The following is a 16,639-nucleotide window of genomic DNA, read 5'->3' as shown; positions in this document are numbered from 1 at the left end:
AAAAGGAGAATCTTTTGGCTATGTATTTACCAAAAAATATTCTATAATTGGGGGGCTATAAAAATACTCAAAGTATTTTTGAATCTGTCAAGGAAAATAATAGGAAATATGGATTCGGAAAACAGATTGTTTAGGGTGTGAAAATAATGCTGGAAGAGATATTGCAGCAAGTCCAAGAGGGCAAATTAAGTGTTTCAGAGGCGAAAGATAAGTTAGCCACATATGAGAATTTAGGCTTTGCCAAGGTCGATCATCATCGCAAGAATCGCCAAGGGTTTCCGGAAGTAATTTATGGGGAAGGGAAGACGAAAGAACAAATCCTTTCCATCATTCAAGCCATCAAATTAAAAGGTAATGATGTCTTGGTTACACGGATTTCAGAAGAAAAAGCTGATTTTATCCTTCGTGAGCATCCTGAATTTATCTATAATGAAACAGCACAGATTCTCTTCTGGAAAGAGAACAAAAATAGTAAGGATTCTTTTCAAGGGTACGTAGCCATTGTTTGTGCTGGCACATCAGATTTACGAGTGGCAGAGGAAGCAGCAGTAACAGCAGAGGCATTAGGAAGTGAAGTACGCCGCTTTTATGATGTCGGTGTTGCTGGGATTCACCGATTATTTGATAATATTGAACAAATCCAGCAGGCGACTGTTTCAGTAGTAGTAGCAGGAATGGAAGGCGCGTTGCCAAGTGTCGTTGGGGGACTTGTATCACATCCGGTCATTGCCGTTCCAACCAGCATTGGTTATGGCGCCAATTTCCATGGTTTATCAGCGTTATTGACCATGTTGAATTCGTGCGCGTCTGGCATCAGTGTTGTAAATATCGACAATGGATTTGGTGCTGCTTACAATGCGGTACTAATTGATAACATCGCAAGAAAAGGAGGAAACAGGGGATGAAAACACTTTATATCGATTGTTTTTCAGGAATCAGCGGTGATATGTTCATTGGAGCGCTTTTAGATGCAGGGGCGGATCCGGCTGTTTTAGAAAATGAATTAAAAAAGCTTAATTTTGAAGATGAATATCAATTGACGTGGAAGAGAATCGTGAAGAACGGAATCACAAGTACTAAGTTTGATGTAGTGTTAGCACAAACTGATCACCATCATGCACACGATCACCATCACGAGCATGACCATCATCATGCACACGATCACCATCACGAGCATGATCACCATCATGCACACGATCACCATCACGAGCATGACCATCATCATGCACACGATCACCATCACGAGCATGACCACCATCATGCACATGATCACCATCATCATCATCATCACCGTTCATACAGTGATATTGTAAAAATGATTGAATCATCAGATTTGGCTCCTGAAGTGAAAGAGACTTCATTAAAAATCTTTCGAAAAATTGGTGAAGCAGAAGGGCATATTCATGGTATGCCATTAGAAAAAGTTCATTTTCATGAAGTAGGTGCAGTCGATTCAATCATTGATATTGTTGGAGCTGCCATCTTAATTCATCAGTTAGACATTAAGAAAATAAAATCTTCAGCTGTTCCTGTAGGCTCAGGAAAAATACATATTGATCACGGTATATATCCAGTTCCAGCACCAGCCACACTAGAGGTATTAAAAGGTGTACCGATTGAACAAAGCAATGTGCGATTTGAACTTACAACCCCAACGGGTGCAGCTATAGTAGTAGTGCTGGCAGAAGAATTTTGCGCGATTCCATCTATGAAAGTAGAATCAATTGGGTATGGTGCTGGAACAAAAACTTTTAAAGACCGTCCAAATGTACTCCGTGTCATTGTTGGAGAATAGGCCGTAGGAGGAGTAAAATTGGTTTCACATCCTCATAACAACGAACATATTGATGATGAAATGGTCAAGATGGAAGTGAATCTTGATGATGTACCGGGTGAATGGCTCGGTTATGTCATGGATTTACTTTTTGAAGCAGGGGCGAACGATGTATTTTATACCCCCATCTATATGAAAAAAAACCGGCCGGGAGTTATGCTGCAGCTTCTTTCCTCGCGACACAAATTAGAAAAAATGAAAGAAATATTATTTAACGAAACCACCACTTTAGGGATACGCTATTATCCCTTAACGGTCCATCGGCTTGAGAGACAGTTTAAGCGTGTCGAAACCGTGTGGGGCCCTTTGACGGTGAAAGAAGGGTATTATCAAGGCCTGCTTGTCCAAAGAGCGCCAGAGTATGAGGAGTGTAAAGAAATAGCCAAACTTCATCGTATCCCATTGAAACAAGTTTATGAGCAGGTTTGGAAGAAACTCGATCAAGATGCATAAAAATGTACAGTAAAGCGGATAAAGGTTTCGTGCCTTTATCCGCTTTTTTTATCATTAATAGCTGGTAATACCTTGCAGATTTTTAGGAGAAAATAAAAATAGTTCAACAAACGATGAAAGGTCAATTCGCCCAATTGTGTTGCGAGAATAAGAGGTGACCTTTCATTTAAAATGAAATTTGTTGAAAAAACTAACAAAAAATAATATAACTTGTCCTATTGACAACTTTTAATGAAGATTATAAAATGATAACGTTAACATTTGATGCGATATACGACAGTTCTTAAAAATTCTATAATCAAGCCTGATAAAAATGTTGCAATTTTATCATTAGGCTTAGAAAATATAGTTTCATAGAACAACATTTCTAACTCAAGCGAATAATAGGGATAAAGATCAGTGAGTCTAAACTCCTGATATTTTTATCCGCTTTGATGAAAGCATTTCCAAACGTGCTGAGAGTCATTTGGTAGGGGGCAGAAACGTTGTATGTAAGAACAATCGATATACGTCATATGTAAAAGAAATCATCTAATATTTTTATAAAAAAAAAAGAAGATGGGGGAAAACAATTATGCCTTTAGTAATAATTGCATTAGGGGTACTATTATTACTTATTTTAATTATGCGCTTCAAATTGAACACATTTGTTTCATTAATCATTGTTTCATATCTTGTAGCGTTAGCATTAGGAATCCCAATGAAGGAAGTTGTACATTCAATTGAAACCGGTTTAGGCGGAACACTCGGTCATATTGGAATCATTTTTGGACTTGGTGCCATGCTTGGTCGATTAATCGCCGATGCAGGTGGTGCGCATCGAATCGCTACAACCTTAATTGACAAATTCGGCGAAAAAAGAATTCAATGGGCGGTTTTAGTCGCTTCATTCATTTGTGGTATCGCTTTATTCCTTGAAGTTACCATTGTATTATTAATCCCGATTATTTTCTCGATTGCAAAAGAATTAAAAGTTTCCATTGTAAAATTAGGTCTCCCAATGGTAACAGCTGCCCTGGCGGCACATGCTTTCTTGCCTCCGCATCCTGGCCCAATCGCTGTTGCAGCAGAATATCAGGCCAATGTTGGTCTCATGTTACTTTACGGAATCATCGTTGCCGTTCCAACTGTTATTATTGCAGGTATTTGGTATCCTAGGATTGCTCAAAAAATTGTGCCTTCGGCATTCTTAAGTCAAGGCAGTGAGTCATTTGGTGTACAAAAATCATTTAAATTAGAAGAAACACCAGGTTTTGGAATCTCTGTTTTTACTGCTTTATTCCCTGTTATCTTAATGTCTATTGGTGCCATTGTGGATATCTCCCAGCCAGCCTTAGGATTTAAAGATAATGCTGTAGTCGGCTTTATTCGCTTTATTACGAACTCTGACTCTGCTATGGTGCTTTCCGTTCTATTCGCAGTCTACACGATGGGATTACAAAGAAGAATTCCAGTGAAGACGTTGATGGATTCTTGTTCCTCAGCAGTAAACGCTTTAGGAATGCTGCTTTTAATTATCGGCGGCGGCGGTGCGTTAAAACAAGTGCTTATTGATGGTCACGTTGGTGATTATGTCGCTAAATTATTCGAAGGTACTCAAATGTCACCGATTTTATTCGCATGGATTGTGGCTGCGTTGCTGCGGGTTTGCTTGGGATCGGGAACGGTTGCTACCTTAACAACTCCAGGATTAGTACTTCCATTGCTTGCCACTATGCCGGATGTTAACTTGGAACTTGTTGCACTTGCAACTGGTGCAGGAAGTGCGATCGCGTCACACGTTAACGATGCAGGATTCTGGATGGTTAAAGAATCTTTAGGCATGAACATTAAAGAAGCGTTTGGAACTTACACGGTGCTTTCAACAATAGTTGGTGTATCAGGATTAGTCTTCACTTTAATATTAGATATGTTCTTATAAAATAGAGAAGGGGCCATTTTATAGATTATATAAAATGGTTTCTTTTTTTAATGGACAAAAAATTTGCGAATATTGCAAATTAATTATTGCCTGCTTTTACTTTAATAGAAATTAGCTTATACTTTTAATGTGTTGCAAAATGCATAAGTTGACATCTGATATGGTTTAAAATATTGAGATTGGTGGAATTCAGCATGAATGAGAAGAATGAACGGTTGAAAGAAATTTTACGTGAAATGGGCAATGTAGTTGTTGCTTTTTCGGGTGGTGTTGATAGTACATTTTTGCTAAAAGTGGCAGTTGATGTTTTAGGAGTGGATAAGGTCCTAGCGGTTACGGCTGATTCTGAAACATACCCTTCCAGTGAATTAGAGGAAGCTAAAAGATTAGCGAAAATGATTGGTGCCACCCACCAAGTGATTGAAACATCTGAACTCAATATCCCGGGCTATGTAGAAAATGACCAGAACCGCTGTTATTTCTGTAAAAATGGCTTATTTGAACAAATTGTGCCGATCATGCATCAGCAGGGATTTCAAAACGTAGTGTACGGTTTAATTGCAGATGATATGAGTGAGCATCGTCCTGGCGTACGTGCAGCCAAGGAACATGGTGTCCGTGGGCCGCTCCAAGAGGCGAATCTTTTTAAAGAAGAAATTCGCGAGCTTTCGAAACAATTAAACTTGCCTACCTGGGAAAAACCATCGTTCGCCTGTTTATCTTCCAGGATTGCTTATGGTGAAAAAATTACGCAGGAAAAATTAACAAAGATTGAAAAATCCGAGGCTTATATCAAAGGCTTTGGAATTAGACAAGTGCGCGTGCGGACTCATCAAGAGATCGCAAGAATTGAAGTAGAGCCACAGGATATGCCATTAGTGCTGGCACACCACCAAGATATATTGGAAAACCTTCAACAGTTCGGTTACAAATATGTCACGCTTGATCTTCAAGGCTATGTCAGCGGCAGCATGAATAAAGTGTTGAAACCAAGCTTTACTAAGGTGAGCCAATAATGGAAAATAGAAGAATAGAGGAAATCTTAGTAGGTGAAGGGTAATGATGAAGGCATTGGTGATTGTCCCATATGAGGGATTGCTTGAAATGATGAAAGAAATCCAACAGCATGTGGATGACATTCAATTAGATATTGAATTAGGGAACTTGCATGAAGGGGTGGCTATTGCCAAGGCAGCTGAGCATAATGGCTACCATGTCATTATCAGCCGCGGCGGAACAGCATCGATGATTCAGGAGGCCGTTTCTTTACCTGTGATTGATATCCAGGTGACGGGCTATGATGTTTTACGTATTATCACACTCGTAAAAGGATTTTCACGAAAAGCTGCCATTGTTGGTTTCTCGAATATTACACATGGGGCTGCTACGATCTGTAAGCTGCTTGATTTAGATATTGAAACATTCACGATTACACAGGAGATCGAGGTTCAAGAAAAATTAGCCTATTTAAAAAGCCATGGCTATGAGGTGGTTATTGGAGACGTTGTTACGGTCCAGTCTGCCAGGCAATTGGGGCTGACAGGAGTCCTCATTACTTCTGGAAAGGAAGCTATTATTGATGCATTAGAAGAAGCGAGAAGGACTTATCGGATATACTCGCAGCTCCAACAGAATGTTTCTTTATTTCAATCGATTCTCGATTACAATGAACAGGCGGTCGGGGTTTTTAACCGCGAAGTAAAAATGGTATATGGAAATGAGCGTTTCAATAAAGAATTTCATGGTATGAATCTAGAGAATTTGCCGGAAATTAAAAGATTAATACAAGAGACGAGAGATGAAACTCAAATCAAAACCATCCACATCCATCCTTCGTTTTGGAAAATAACAGCAAGCCCGAAAGAGGATGCGGTTGTCTTATTTTTTGAAAAAAGCCTTCCTAATCAATCACATTATCAGGATCAGGAAAGTATCCAAAAGAATGCATTTGAAATTCATACATCTGTATCGTATTCCCCGATTTCAGGAAAAAGTGAATCGATCCAGCGGGTGTTAAAACAGATCGATCAATACAGTAGAGTTGAAGAACCCGTCTGGATAATTGGAGAAAAGGGAAATGGCAAAGAATTAGTTGCCCAATCCATTTATTCAAAAAGGAAATCGATGAATGAACCATTTATTATCGTACATTGTGATTTATTAAAAGCAGAGCAGCTGAAGGATTTGATAAACGATGACTTTCTCCAAAAGTTTGAGAATGGGATTATCTACTTAAAGAACATCGATCAGCTGAACGGTTATATGCAAAATGAATTAATCAAAATCATCCAGAATGAAAAGCATCATAAGCTGCAATGGCTTGTGTCTTCTGAATGTAATATGGAAGAAAAGGTCAAAACTAGCACGTTTAATGGTGAATTGTATCATTTGTTAGGGAAATTAACCATTTGTATACCGCCGCTCCGGGAACGCAGAGAAGATATTGAGGACTTGGTTCATGTCTTTATTTCTGAATTACATCCCAAATATGGCAGTCTCGTGGTGGGGATTCGACAGGACGCATTAATGAAATTGACCAACTATGATTGGCCAGGAAATGTTGAACAGCTTAAACAAGTCATCGAGCAATTGTTTTTACAAACAAAAGCTTATTATATTGAAAAAGAAGATGTTGACGTCGTTTTAAAACGATTCGATCAGCAGGAGAAGAAGAGTGATGCATTGGCACCAATCGATTTAAGCGGAACATTGGAAGAAATCGAAAAACAAGTAATCACGAAGGTGCTCGAAGAGGAAGGGTTGAATCAATCCAAAGCAGCTAAACGTTTAGGGATTAATCGCTCGACCTTATGGCGCAAGCTAAAATAATAGCTTGCGTTTTTTTATGGTAAAATTGATGCAAATAGCAACACTATAAAATTTTTGTAGAATTTTTTGAAATACATATTGCTAAATGCAACGTTTTAATTTAATATTAATAGTGCTGAAAGCGTTTTTAACGCTCGAAAATGAAACAGTTTATAGAGCCGTTAAGAGAGCCAGACTTGAATAGGCGATTGAAGCCGGACTAAAAATAATAAAACGCAAACATATTGAAATTGCGCGTAAAGGGGGTAGGGATGCAGGTGAAACTAGCGGTGATAGCAGATGATTTAACAGGTGCAAATGACACGGGTGTCCAATTTGCCAAACAGGGCCTACACACCACTGTGCTATTTTCAGATACAACATTACAACCATCACATTTAAATGAAGATGTCATAGTTTTAAATTCAGATAGCCGAGCGGTAGATTCGAGAAAGGCTTACGGTGTCGTTTTTCATCTGGCAGAACAATTAAAAAACCTAAATGTTCCAAAGATATTTAAGAAAATAGACTCCACCATGAGAGGAAATATTGGTCCGGAAATTGATGCCGTCATGGATGTATTTAACTATAAGATTTCGTTTGTTGTCCCGGCTTTCCCAAAGAGCAACAGGATTACAATGAATGGTAATCATTTTGTTAATGGTGTTCTTTTAGGGGAAACGGAAATCGCACAAGATCCGGTCACCCCCGTTAAAGAAAGCTACCTGCCTAAATTGCTGCAGGAGCAAAGTAAGCGGGAAATCGATATCATTTCCATCTCTGATGTAAGGAAAGGAAAAAGCCATTTATCTGAGAAAATGCATGACCTGTCCTCAGGTGAATTGTCGAAAATCATTATCGTTGATGCCACTACGGATGAGGAACTAGAGACGATTGTAGAAGCTGCAGAAATTTTAAATGAAAATTTTCTTTGGGTTGGTTCAGCTGGGATTGCTTATCATCTTTTCAACACAGGCCAGCCAGAGGAGCAACTATGCAGCAAACAAACTGGTGAAAGGCTTCCTGTACTAGTGGTAGCAGGCAGTGTGAATCCGATTATTGATTTGCAAATAGACGTGCTGAAAGAGAAAAATCATGTTGAAGAAATTGTGATTTCTCCTGAAGAATTCTTTTATGAAGATAGAAGAAAACGTGAAATTGAGCGGATTGTGAAAACAGGTGAAGCTTTATTGGAAATTGGCGATTTAGTGATCACAACCAACCGGGAGCGCGAAACTATTAACAGGGTGAAGGAGCTTCAACGTCAGCTTGGTTTATCGAACTTTGATGTAGGGAATACCATTGCCCAATCGATGGGGATCATTGCAGGCCGATTAATAGAAAGCAGGAAGATTTGCGGTGCCGTTCTAACAGGCGGTGAAATTGCAGGCGCCACATGTAAAGTATTGAATGGCGAAGGAATTCGGGTCATTGGAGAAGTGGAAGCCGGTATTCCTTACGGGAAATTGTTCGGCGGCTTCTTCGACGGAATGCCGCTTGTGACAAAAGCGGGTGCATTTGGAACTGAACAAGCCCTTTCAAAAGCTCTTCAAACGATTACTGAAGTTCATGCGCATGTTGAAAACTGCGATTGGCGATATATAAATATTTCATAAATGACAATTGGAAATTTTATTATGGGAGGAAACAAAAATGGCAGCCAACAAACCGAGCATCGCGATTACAATGGGGGATCCATCAGGAGTAGGACCGGAAATTATCGTTAAATCGTTAAACGATCAAAACATCTATGAAAATTGCCGACCATTTGTAATTGGCGATCTTAAAATTTTAAAAAGAGCTTTAGATGTAACCAATAGCGATCTTCAATTGAATAGCATTTCAAATCCGGAAGAAGCAAAGTTCCAATACGGAACCATCGATATTATCGATTTGGATTTAGTTTCTGAAGATTTACCGTGGGGACAAGTTTCTGCTGAGGCAGGAAATGCGGCATTCCGCTATTTAGAAAAGGCAATTGCTTTTGCAAATGAAAAACAAATTCATGGAATTTGTACCGCACCTTTAAATAAAGAGGCGCTTCATAAAGCGGGTCATCTTTATCCGGGGCATACTGAAATATTAGCTGAATTAACAAATACTAAAGATTTTGCGATGATGCTTTCAGCTCCTGGATTACGTGTTATTCATGTAACAACCCATATCGGACTTATTGATGCAGTTAATAAAATTAATGTTGACCGTCAATATACTGTTATCAAACTAGCACATGATACTTTACAAAAAGCAGGGATTAAATCTCCACGCATCGCCGTTTGCGGAATTAACCCTCATGCCGGTGAAAATGGACTTTTCGGTAATGGAGAAGAAGAAGAAAAAATCATTCCTGCAGTAGAAAAAGCTCAGGCAGAAGGAATTAATGTACAAGGGCCGCTTCCAGCAGATACCCTATTCTTCAGAGCAAGACGCGGCGATTTTGATATTGTTGTGGCACAATATCATGATCAGGGGCATGGACCAATTAAAGTATTGGGTCTTGAAGCTGGTGTCAATATTACGGTTGGTCTTCCAATTATTCGTACAAGTGTTGACCATGGAACAGCTTTTGATATCGCCGGAAAAAATATCGCGGATGAGCTTTCGTTAAAAGAAGCAATTCGGATGGCGATTGAATTGGCTCCAGAGAAATTATAATAAAGATATTCAAGCAAGAGGTCATCGATGATCTCTTGCTATTCACGTATTGTCAATAAAGAAAGGGGACTTGTATAATGTCTTTTCCTAAAATGGCTAAAATCAGACAAAATTTTGTGGTGGAAAGTCTAAAGGATATATCCGGAACGATTTCTGAGCAATTTAACCATGTGAATGCCGATGAAAAAATTAAGCCTGGCATGGAGATTGCCATTACCGTAGGAAGCAGGGGGATTAACAACATTCCTTTAATAGTAAAAAGTGTAGCGGATGAAATTAAGAAAAGAGGGGCAACACCGTTTATCATTCCTGCCATGGGAAGCCACGGCGGCGCAACAGCTGAAGGGCAAAAAGAGATGGTGGAAAGTTTAGGTTGTACGGAAGAATTCACTGGCTGTGAAATTCGTTCATCCATGGATGTGGTGGAAGTCGGAGTTACGTCAGCAGGTATTCCTGTTTATGTGGATAAAATTGCTTACAATGCTGATGGAATTATCGTAATGGGCCGTGTGAAGCCGCATACCGATTTTAAAAATAGAATCGAAAGCGGCGTCTTAAAAATGGCTTCCATCGGTATGGGCAAGCATAAGCAGGCATTGGCTTTACATACTTATGGCATTTATGGAATTAGTGAGATGATGCCTGAAGTAGGAAAAGTGGCGATAGCCAATTCCAATACACTATTTGGTGTAGCAATTGTGGAAAATGCTCATGAAGAAACGGCGATCATTGAAGCGATTGAACCAGAGCAAATTGAAGAGCGTGAAAGAGAATTATTGAAAAAAGCCTTTAACTTGATGCCGAGTCTACCAGTCGATGAAATCGATATTTTGGTTGTTGATGAGATTGGCAAAAACTACAGCGGCACGGGTATGGATACGAATATTATTGGCCGAATCCGTGTTTTAGGAGTAGAAGAGCCGAAAAAGCCTAGTATCAAATATGTGATTGCTTCCAATTTAAGTGAAGTAAGCCATGGTAATGCATTAGGAATTGGCTTGGCGGACCTGACAACCAAGCGTTTATTCGAAAAAATCGATTTGAAAACTATGAATGAGAATGTAGTCACAAGTACATTTTTAGCTCGGGCTAGTATTCCAATTGTTCTTGATAATGACCAAGAAGCACTAAAAGCGGCTTTACGCGCTACATGGGGAGTGGCTTCCGAAGAGGCAAGAATCGTAAGGATTCCAAATACGCTGCACATTGGGGAGTTATATGTATCTGAAGTTATTTTTAATGAGTTGAAAGATCAAGAAAATATCGAAGTAATAGAAGATCTCCATGAAATGAAGTTTGATGAAGACGGATATTTCTTGTCATTGTAGCAGTTATTTTTTTGAGCCGATTTAAGATAAACAAACATCTAAAAGAAGCTATCCTTTCCACATCGGAAAGGATAGCTTCTTTTTAATGATTCATATTATTCATATTCATGTTGTTCATATTGTTTTGCATCTGTGGCATGCCTTGTGCAGGAGCAAATGCGTTCAAGATTTGCTGCATATCCTGCTGGGCAAGCTGCGGAACTTGGTAATAATGGTTTTTATTTTGATAAATAGAAATTTCATAAGCCATTTCAATACAATTCGGAACGGAGTCAGCAAGCACACGGCGTACAACTGGATTAGTTACCTCACATGCAGCTACAGTCTTCATCGAAGCGCCTGTTTTACAAGAGGCAAGCATGCAGCTTGAAATGTATTCATCATTAATCTCCGATGCGGATTGCCAAGGTTTTTTTGGCTGAGAAGGCTTCATGCCATAGACCCAATCGTTGCCCTGCTTCATCATATATTTTCCTGTCGGCTTCGATGGATCTTGTCCTGTTTTGAAACACTCCAACGTGATGTTGTATTCATCCTGCATAAATTGATACTGACGATCGAGAATATCCATTAATTCCGGATCTTTTACGTGTTGACGCAGCATTAAATAAGAATTCATCGTACCAATAGCGCTTGATATTACTTCATGTACATCGAAAAGTTCATGGCCGCCGTGATTCATTTGCGGCGGTACTGCTCCTGTATGCATATTTTGGTGCATTTGTCCTTGTGGTTGGTTTTGCATCATAATTGAATCCTCCTCCTATTGATAATGAACATAACCATATTTAGTATGTTTCGGGAAGCAGGAGTTATTCAAAAATAATGGAAAGACAGTTTTAAAGATACTCCTAAACGTCAATAATGAATTCTAGTTGATTATTCAGGAGTGTGCAGAATGAAAGAAGAATTGAAGGTGTTTTATCGGATTTTTACCACCACAAAGGATGCAATTGAAAAATTTATGAACATGCTCGATCCGGTTATTCAAAATGCAACTGACGATCATGAACGATTATATTACCATCATATTTTTGAAGAAGAGGAGCAGCGGCTGTCGCGCTTGGTGGAACTAATACCACTTATCAGCAAATTTGAAAAGGAAAAAAGCGAGAAGGATTTCGCTCCGACTAATAATGAGTTTAATCGACTTTTGCAAGAGCTCAATCTTGAAAAATTCGGCTTACATAACTTTGTGGAACACCTCGATTTAGCCTTATTTCGCTTTACAGATGAAGAGCGGAGCACGATGCTAAATCAATTGCGAGAAGTATCCTACCAGGACTATCAGCAAGTAAAAGCGATGTTAAATGAGATCAACAGCCGTTTTGATACGAACTATGTTGACCCGCATGCCCATCATGACGAGCATCATGATCATTTAGACCGCTCGGGCTCTGCATCAGTTGCAGCAGTTCCAGTTAACGTCCCAGCCAAAATGAAAAAAGGATTTACGGTCGGAAGTTTAAGATAAATAACAGGGTTTTCACGGAAAAAATCGCAAAGTTGGCGGAATTAATCTTAGAATCCGTGGAATTATTATTAAACTTCGCGGAATAAAGGCCACAATTCGCGGAAATCACTCAATAACCCGCGAAATCCTGAACCATCTATTTAAAAAGGAGAGGAAAAAACGTATGAACAAATCACAATTATTCCCTGATTCACCCCTAACGGATCAAGAATTTTCCCAATTAGACAAGACCGTCATTGATACAGCGCGCAGGCAGCTCGTCGGCCGCCGGTTTATCGAATTATACGGCCCGCTCGGACGCGGAGTTCAAGCAATAGCCAATGACATATTTACAGAAAACAACGAAGCAAAAATGGATATTCAAGGCTCCTTTGATACCACCTTCGAATCCAGCAAACGAGTCAACCATACGATTCCCTTACTATATAAGGACTTCGTTTTATTTTGGCGCGATCTTGAACAAGCCAAGGTATTAGACATTCCGATTGATTTCTCACCAGCTGCCAACGCAGCCAGAGACGTCGCCAATTTAGAGGACCAAATGATTTTTCACGGGGCAAAGGAATTCGACATCCCCGGATTAATGAATGTTCCAGGCCGTTTAACCCATTTAATCGGGGAATGGTATGAATCAGGCAGTGCCTTTCAGGATATTGTCGAAGCTAGAAGCAAGCTGCTTGAGATGAATCACCATGGACCATTTGCCCTTGTCCTTTCGCCGGAGCTTTATTCCCTAATTCACCGTGTACATAAGGATACCAATGTTTTAGAGATTGAACATATTCGTGAATTGGTGACAGACGGGGTGTTCCAATCGCCGATGTTAAAAGGCAGGGCTGGAGTCATCCTCAATACCGGACGAAATAATCTCGATCTTGCCGTATCAGAGGATTTTGATACAGCTTATATGGGGCAGGAGGGGATGAACCATCCGTTCCGTGTATATGAAACCGTTGTTTTAAGAATCAAACGTCCGTCCGCTATCTGTACACTAGAATCGATAGGGGATTAACCGGTGAGGCAGCGCGCGTTTACTGTTGGCTCCCTAATTCCAGGCAGCACAGCGCCAGCCATTCAGCAGCCACAACCTGCAGTCAAGCAAATGCCGAAAAAAATCATTCTGCAACAAGGAATCCAAAAATTTGAAATTTCCCCGGCTAAAGGGAACCTGCTAGACGTGGCGCTGAACCAAGGGAAGCCAATCCAGTATAAATGTCGAAAAGGAACATGCGGCCAATGTACCGTGAAGGTTTTACACGGTCCAACACTATCACAGCCAAATGAGCAGGAATATAAAAAGCTGGCGAATGCATTAAACAATGGGTATCGCTTGGCCTGCCAAGCCGAAATTCTTCAATAAAAAACGAGGTCCGCTATGAAAGGGACCTCGTTTTGCTATGCAAATAACTGCACTAATTTTTCTTCAACTGGGAATGGAAGTGAAATCTTATGGTTTTTCAATTCCTTCATACTGATATCACGGACAAGTTTAAGGGCTTCTTTTTTAAAGGAGCTTGTGACAAAGCCTTGGTTTACTTCACAAAGTTTTTGTAAGTATTGCAACGTATCACGAAGCAATACTTGTTTAATATAAGTATTATTCAGCTGGCAGATTAATTTGTGCTGCAGTCCTTTAATGACTGCAATTTGATCGACGTGGATAATCATATTTGTACCATTTTCATCGATAAAACCGACGGATACATATTGTCCTTTTGAGATATCAACATTGGTAAACACCGGGTTTTGATAGGTTTCACCGGATGATAAGCGAATCGAATCCGCTTCGGCGGCCCCGCCGATTTTACGATGATTAGTAATAACCGTATGAATATCCTTCAACCCATATAGCATGTTAAACATGTTGATAATCTCCCTTCGAAAAAAAATATCTCTGTTATCTATACCGTCATTTTAAAGATAATGAGAATCATTGTCAATAAGATTTCAGCAACTTAATTTTGGCAGTTTTATGAAACACTTCATCAGATAAAACGTCTATTATAGCTGAAGGGCCATTTGAGGGGATGTGTGAATCGTGGTTAGAGGGAAATTTCTCTTCATCGTAATAGCTTTATTATTTTTAGCAGGATGTACTTCACATAACCAAGAAAGAAGAACAGTTGAAGACTTGCCGCCAAAGCAAACGGAGCTCAAGCCGAAAGAAGTAGATCCAATTTCAATCCAATTAGATGAGATTAAAAATAAGGCAAAATTAGGATTGGTCAAGGATTGCGAATTTAGTGCACTCAATAGCACCATCGATCAAGTGAAGGAAAAATGGGGAGAGCCAGACCGGATTGATCGTGCCGGATCAGGCTATTATGCGACATTTGAAAAACGGGGAATTGCTTTTGGTTTTAATGTTGAAGGAAAAATATTCGATGTCCGCTCCTATTCTAAAGACCTCCAGGAAATTACCTTGGATGAAATTAAAGACTATTTTGAAAGCCCAGCTCAAGTAACAGAATTCAATCATGATAAAATATACACGTACAATATCAATGCAGCAATTCAACTAAAGTTCATCCTTCCAGAAAAGACCGAGGCCGTAGACCATATCTCCGTTTTTAATCAACAAAGGTCGGAACGATATTTACTTGATATTAAAGGGAACTCGAATCAGCTATCTGCTTCTGCCTGGGATAAAATGCTGCAATGGAGAAAACAAATCGTCAATTTTTCAAAGGGTCAGGAAAATGTCTATATTAATGGGCCTAATGTAAAAAGGGTTGCGCTCACTTTTGATGATGGTCCTGATGCCTCGATTACTTCCGCGATCATTGATATATTAGATAAATATAAGGTTACAGGAAATTTCTTTTTCGTTGGGAGCAATGTAGAGAAATATCCTGACGTTGTAAAAAAAGCGTATGACAAAGGAAACATAATTCTGAATCACAGCTATAATCACGTAGATTTAACAAAATTAAATAATCAAGAAATACAATCTCAATTGGAAAAAACAGATGATGCAATCGCCGCGATTATTGGCCATCGCCCTGCAATCCTTCGCCCGCCATATGGAGAAACAAATGATCAGGTAGCTGACATTGCCCAAAAAGAAGGCTATTCGATTGTGATTTGGTCGATTGACACACTTGATTGGTCGCAAAAGGAAGCCAGTAATATTGTAAAAAATGTTGTGGATAATGTTAGAAACGGCGAAATTATTTTAATGCATTCCACTCCAGAACAAACTGAAACCAAAAAGGCCCTGCCTATCATCATTGAAGAATTGCAAAAGAAAAATTTTGAAATCGTCGGTTTAGACAAATTATTGAATGTAAAGGCGTATCAATAAAACAAACCATCTCACGTGAGTGAGATGGTTTGTTTTTTAAAGTTTAAGCATGTCTCCCTGTTTTAAACCTAATTTTGCAATAGTACCTGGTGGAAGTTCTATAACCGAGTATGCATTTCGTACCGGTTTCACAAACTTCCATGGCTTAAGTTTCTCCACCATTTTTACAATTTGTCCCTCTTTATTAAGAAACACTGCATCTATATCGAAATTCATAAAGCACATATGGATGGAATTGCACGGTACAATCCATAATCCCTCCTCCACCAGTTGATCCTTTCTAAACATCAATCCTTTCAATCTTTTATAAAATGAATCTGCACGGTTAATAGAATAAGGAAGTGTTCTAATTGAATGGTCCATATTTAATAGCCCCTATCGTAAAATTTGTTCTATATATTGAATATATACTAATGATGGTTTGTTCTCAATAGTGAAAAATGTAGAATTGTGTCGTACAGTATTTAGAACATTTTTCATAATTTCCATTTACAATTTGGGACAATAATACTATTATTTACTCAAGGGTTGTTCATTATACAGAACGATAGTGAAAATGTTCGTTAAGAATATAGAACGAACCTGAAAAAGATCGCTGTTCGATAAAATGAACATTACTCAAAAAAAACAAGCCATTTTTAGGAGGAAAAAAACATGTTGCAAAAAATCAAAAATTTAGTAGTTCAAGAAGAAGGACAAGCTTTAACAGAGTATGGATTGATACTTGCATTGATTGTTGCACTCGCAGTAGGAGTATTTGCAGCATTTGGACCTAAACTAACACAAGTCTTTAAAGATATTGCAGATGCTATTAGTGCCAAAATCCCTGAATAAGGAAATGTTTTATAAAAATTTAAAAGGT

At 39.1% G+C, this 16,639-nt stretch carries 15 protein-coding genes and 1 pseudogene; 13 read left to right on the top strand and 3 right to left on the bottom strand.

From position 1 onward, the window contains the following. Positions 1 to 146: 146 nt before the first annotated feature. The 8 genes and pseudogenes from larB to LC455_RS15315 all read left to right on the top strand — a co-directional run bounded on the left by larB (position 147) and on the right by LC455_RS15315 (position 10,999). The gene (gene larB / locus LC455_RS15350; RefSeq protein WP_223592055.1) at positions 147 to 905 is read left to right on the top strand and encodes a nickel pincer cofactor biosynthesis protein LarB; all 759 of its coding nucleotides are present in this window, start codon (positions 147 to 149) and stop codon (positions 903 to 905) included. After that, positions 902 to 2,287: pseudogene (gene larC, locus LC455_RS15345) on the top strand (nickel pincer cofactor biosynthesis protein LarC). Before larB ends, larC begins: the two are co-directional and overlap by 4 nt. Before the next feature lie 574 nt (positions 2,288 to 2,861). Further along, positions 2,862 to 4,208 (top strand): gluconate:H+ symporter, encoded by a 1,347-nt coding sequence (locus LC455_RS15340; RefSeq protein WP_223592054.1) that lies wholly within the window; start codon positions 2,862 to 2,864, stop codon positions 4,206 to 4,208. Between the two features lie 194 nt (positions 4,209 to 4,402). Further along, positions 4,403 to 5,224, top strand: a complete 822-nt coding sequence (gene larE / locus LC455_RS15335; protein WP_223592053.1) for an ATP-dependent sacrificial sulfur transferase LarE — start codon at positions 4,403 to 4,405, stop codon at positions 5,222 to 5,224. 43 nt (positions 5,225 to 5,267) lie between these two features. After that, positions 5,268 to 7,037 (top strand): sigma-54-dependent Fis family transcriptional regulator, encoded by a 1,770-nt coding sequence (locus LC455_RS15330; protein ID WP_223592052.1) that lies wholly within the window; start codon positions 5,268 to 5,270, stop codon positions 7,035 to 7,037. Positions 7,038 to 7,288: 251 nt separating this feature from the next. After that, positions 7,289 to 8,632 carry a four-carbon acid sugar kinase family protein gene (locus tag LC455_RS15325; protein ID WP_223592051.1) on the top strand — a complete coding sequence of 448 codons (1,344 nt, stop codon included), beginning with the start codon at positions 7,289 to 7,291 and terminating at the stop codon, positions 8,630 to 8,632. A 37-nt stretch (positions 8,633 to 8,669) separates the two neighbouring features. Then, on the top strand, positions 8,670 to 9,671 hold the full coding sequence (gene pdxA, locus LC455_RS15320; RefSeq protein ID WP_223592050.1) for a 4-hydroxythreonine-4-phosphate dehydrogenase PdxA: 1,002 nt from the start codon (positions 8,670 to 8,672) through the stop codon (positions 9,669 to 9,671). Between the two features lie 77 nt (positions 9,672 to 9,748). Beyond that, on the top strand, positions 9,749 to 10,999 hold the full coding sequence (locus LC455_RS15315; protein WP_223592048.1) for a lactate racemase domain-containing protein: 1,251 nt from the start codon (positions 9,749 to 9,751) through the stop codon (positions 10,997 to 10,999). 82 nt (positions 11,000 to 11,081) lie between these two features. On the opposite strand, the gene LC455_RS15310 is transcribed toward LC455_RS15315, so the two are convergent. Then, a complete protein-coding gene (locus tag LC455_RS15310; RefSeq protein WP_223592265.1) occupies positions 11,082 to 11,744 on the bottom strand; it encodes a spore coat protein in 663 nt (220 codons plus the stop codon). Positions 11,745 to 11,897: 153 nt separating this feature from the next. Between LC455_RS15310 and LC455_RS15305 the strand changes: the two genes are divergently transcribed. From LC455_RS15305 to LC455_RS15295, 3 genes are all read left to right on the top strand, one after another. Further along, on the top strand, positions 11,898 to 12,473 hold the full coding sequence (locus LC455_RS15305) for an IMEF encapsulin system ferritin-like cargo protein (protein ID WP_223592046.1): 576 nt from the start codon (positions 11,898 to 11,900) through the stop codon (positions 12,471 to 12,473). 163 nt (positions 12,474 to 12,636) lie between these two features. After that, a complete protein-coding gene (locus tag LC455_RS15300) occupies positions 12,637 to 13,485 on the top strand; it encodes a family 1 encapsulin nanocompartment shell protein (protein WP_223592044.1) in 849 nt (282 codons plus the stop codon). 3 nt (positions 13,486 to 13,488) lie between these two features. After that, positions 13,489 to 13,833, top strand: a complete 345-nt coding sequence (locus LC455_RS15295; protein WP_223592042.1) for a 2Fe-2S iron-sulfur cluster-binding protein — start codon at positions 13,489 to 13,491, stop codon at positions 13,831 to 13,833. 35 nt (positions 13,834 to 13,868) lie between these two features. On the opposite strand, the gene LC455_RS15290 is transcribed toward LC455_RS15295, so the two are convergent. After that, positions 13,869 to 14,336 carry a hypothetical protein gene (locus LC455_RS15290; RefSeq protein ID WP_223592041.1) on the bottom strand — a complete coding sequence of 156 codons (468 nt, stop codon included), beginning with the start codon at positions 14,334 to 14,336 and terminating at the stop codon, positions 13,869 to 13,871. Positions 14,337 to 14,511: 175 nt separating this feature from the next. Here LC455_RS15290 and LC455_RS15285 point away from each other — a divergent pair, with 175 nt between their 5' ends. Continuing rightward, a complete protein-coding gene (locus tag LC455_RS15285; protein ID WP_223592039.1) occupies positions 14,512 to 15,777 on the top strand; it encodes a polysaccharide deacetylase family protein in 1,266 nt (421 codons plus the stop codon). Between the two features lie 36 nt (positions 15,778 to 15,813). Here the strand turns inward: LC455_RS15285 and LC455_RS15280 are convergent, their stop codons facing one another. Then, positions 15,814 to 16,140, bottom strand: a complete 327-nt coding sequence (locus LC455_RS15280; RefSeq protein ID WP_223592037.1) for a DUF192 domain-containing protein — start codon at positions 16,138 to 16,140, stop codon at positions 15,814 to 15,816. A 291-nt stretch (positions 16,141 to 16,431) separates the two neighbouring features. On the opposite strand from LC455_RS15280, the gene LC455_RS15275 reads away from it, so the two are divergent. Then, positions 16,432 to 16,611 (top strand): Flp family type IVb pilin, encoded by a 180-nt coding sequence (locus LC455_RS15275; RefSeq protein ID WP_223592035.1) that lies wholly within the window; start codon positions 16,432 to 16,434, stop codon positions 16,609 to 16,611. Positions 16,612 to 16,639 lie beyond the last annotated feature (28 nt).

Source organism: Neobacillus bataviensis, assembly GCF_019969725.1.
Note: the sequence above shows the minus strand (reverse complement) of the source record. Positions and strands in the feature narration are given on the sequence as shown.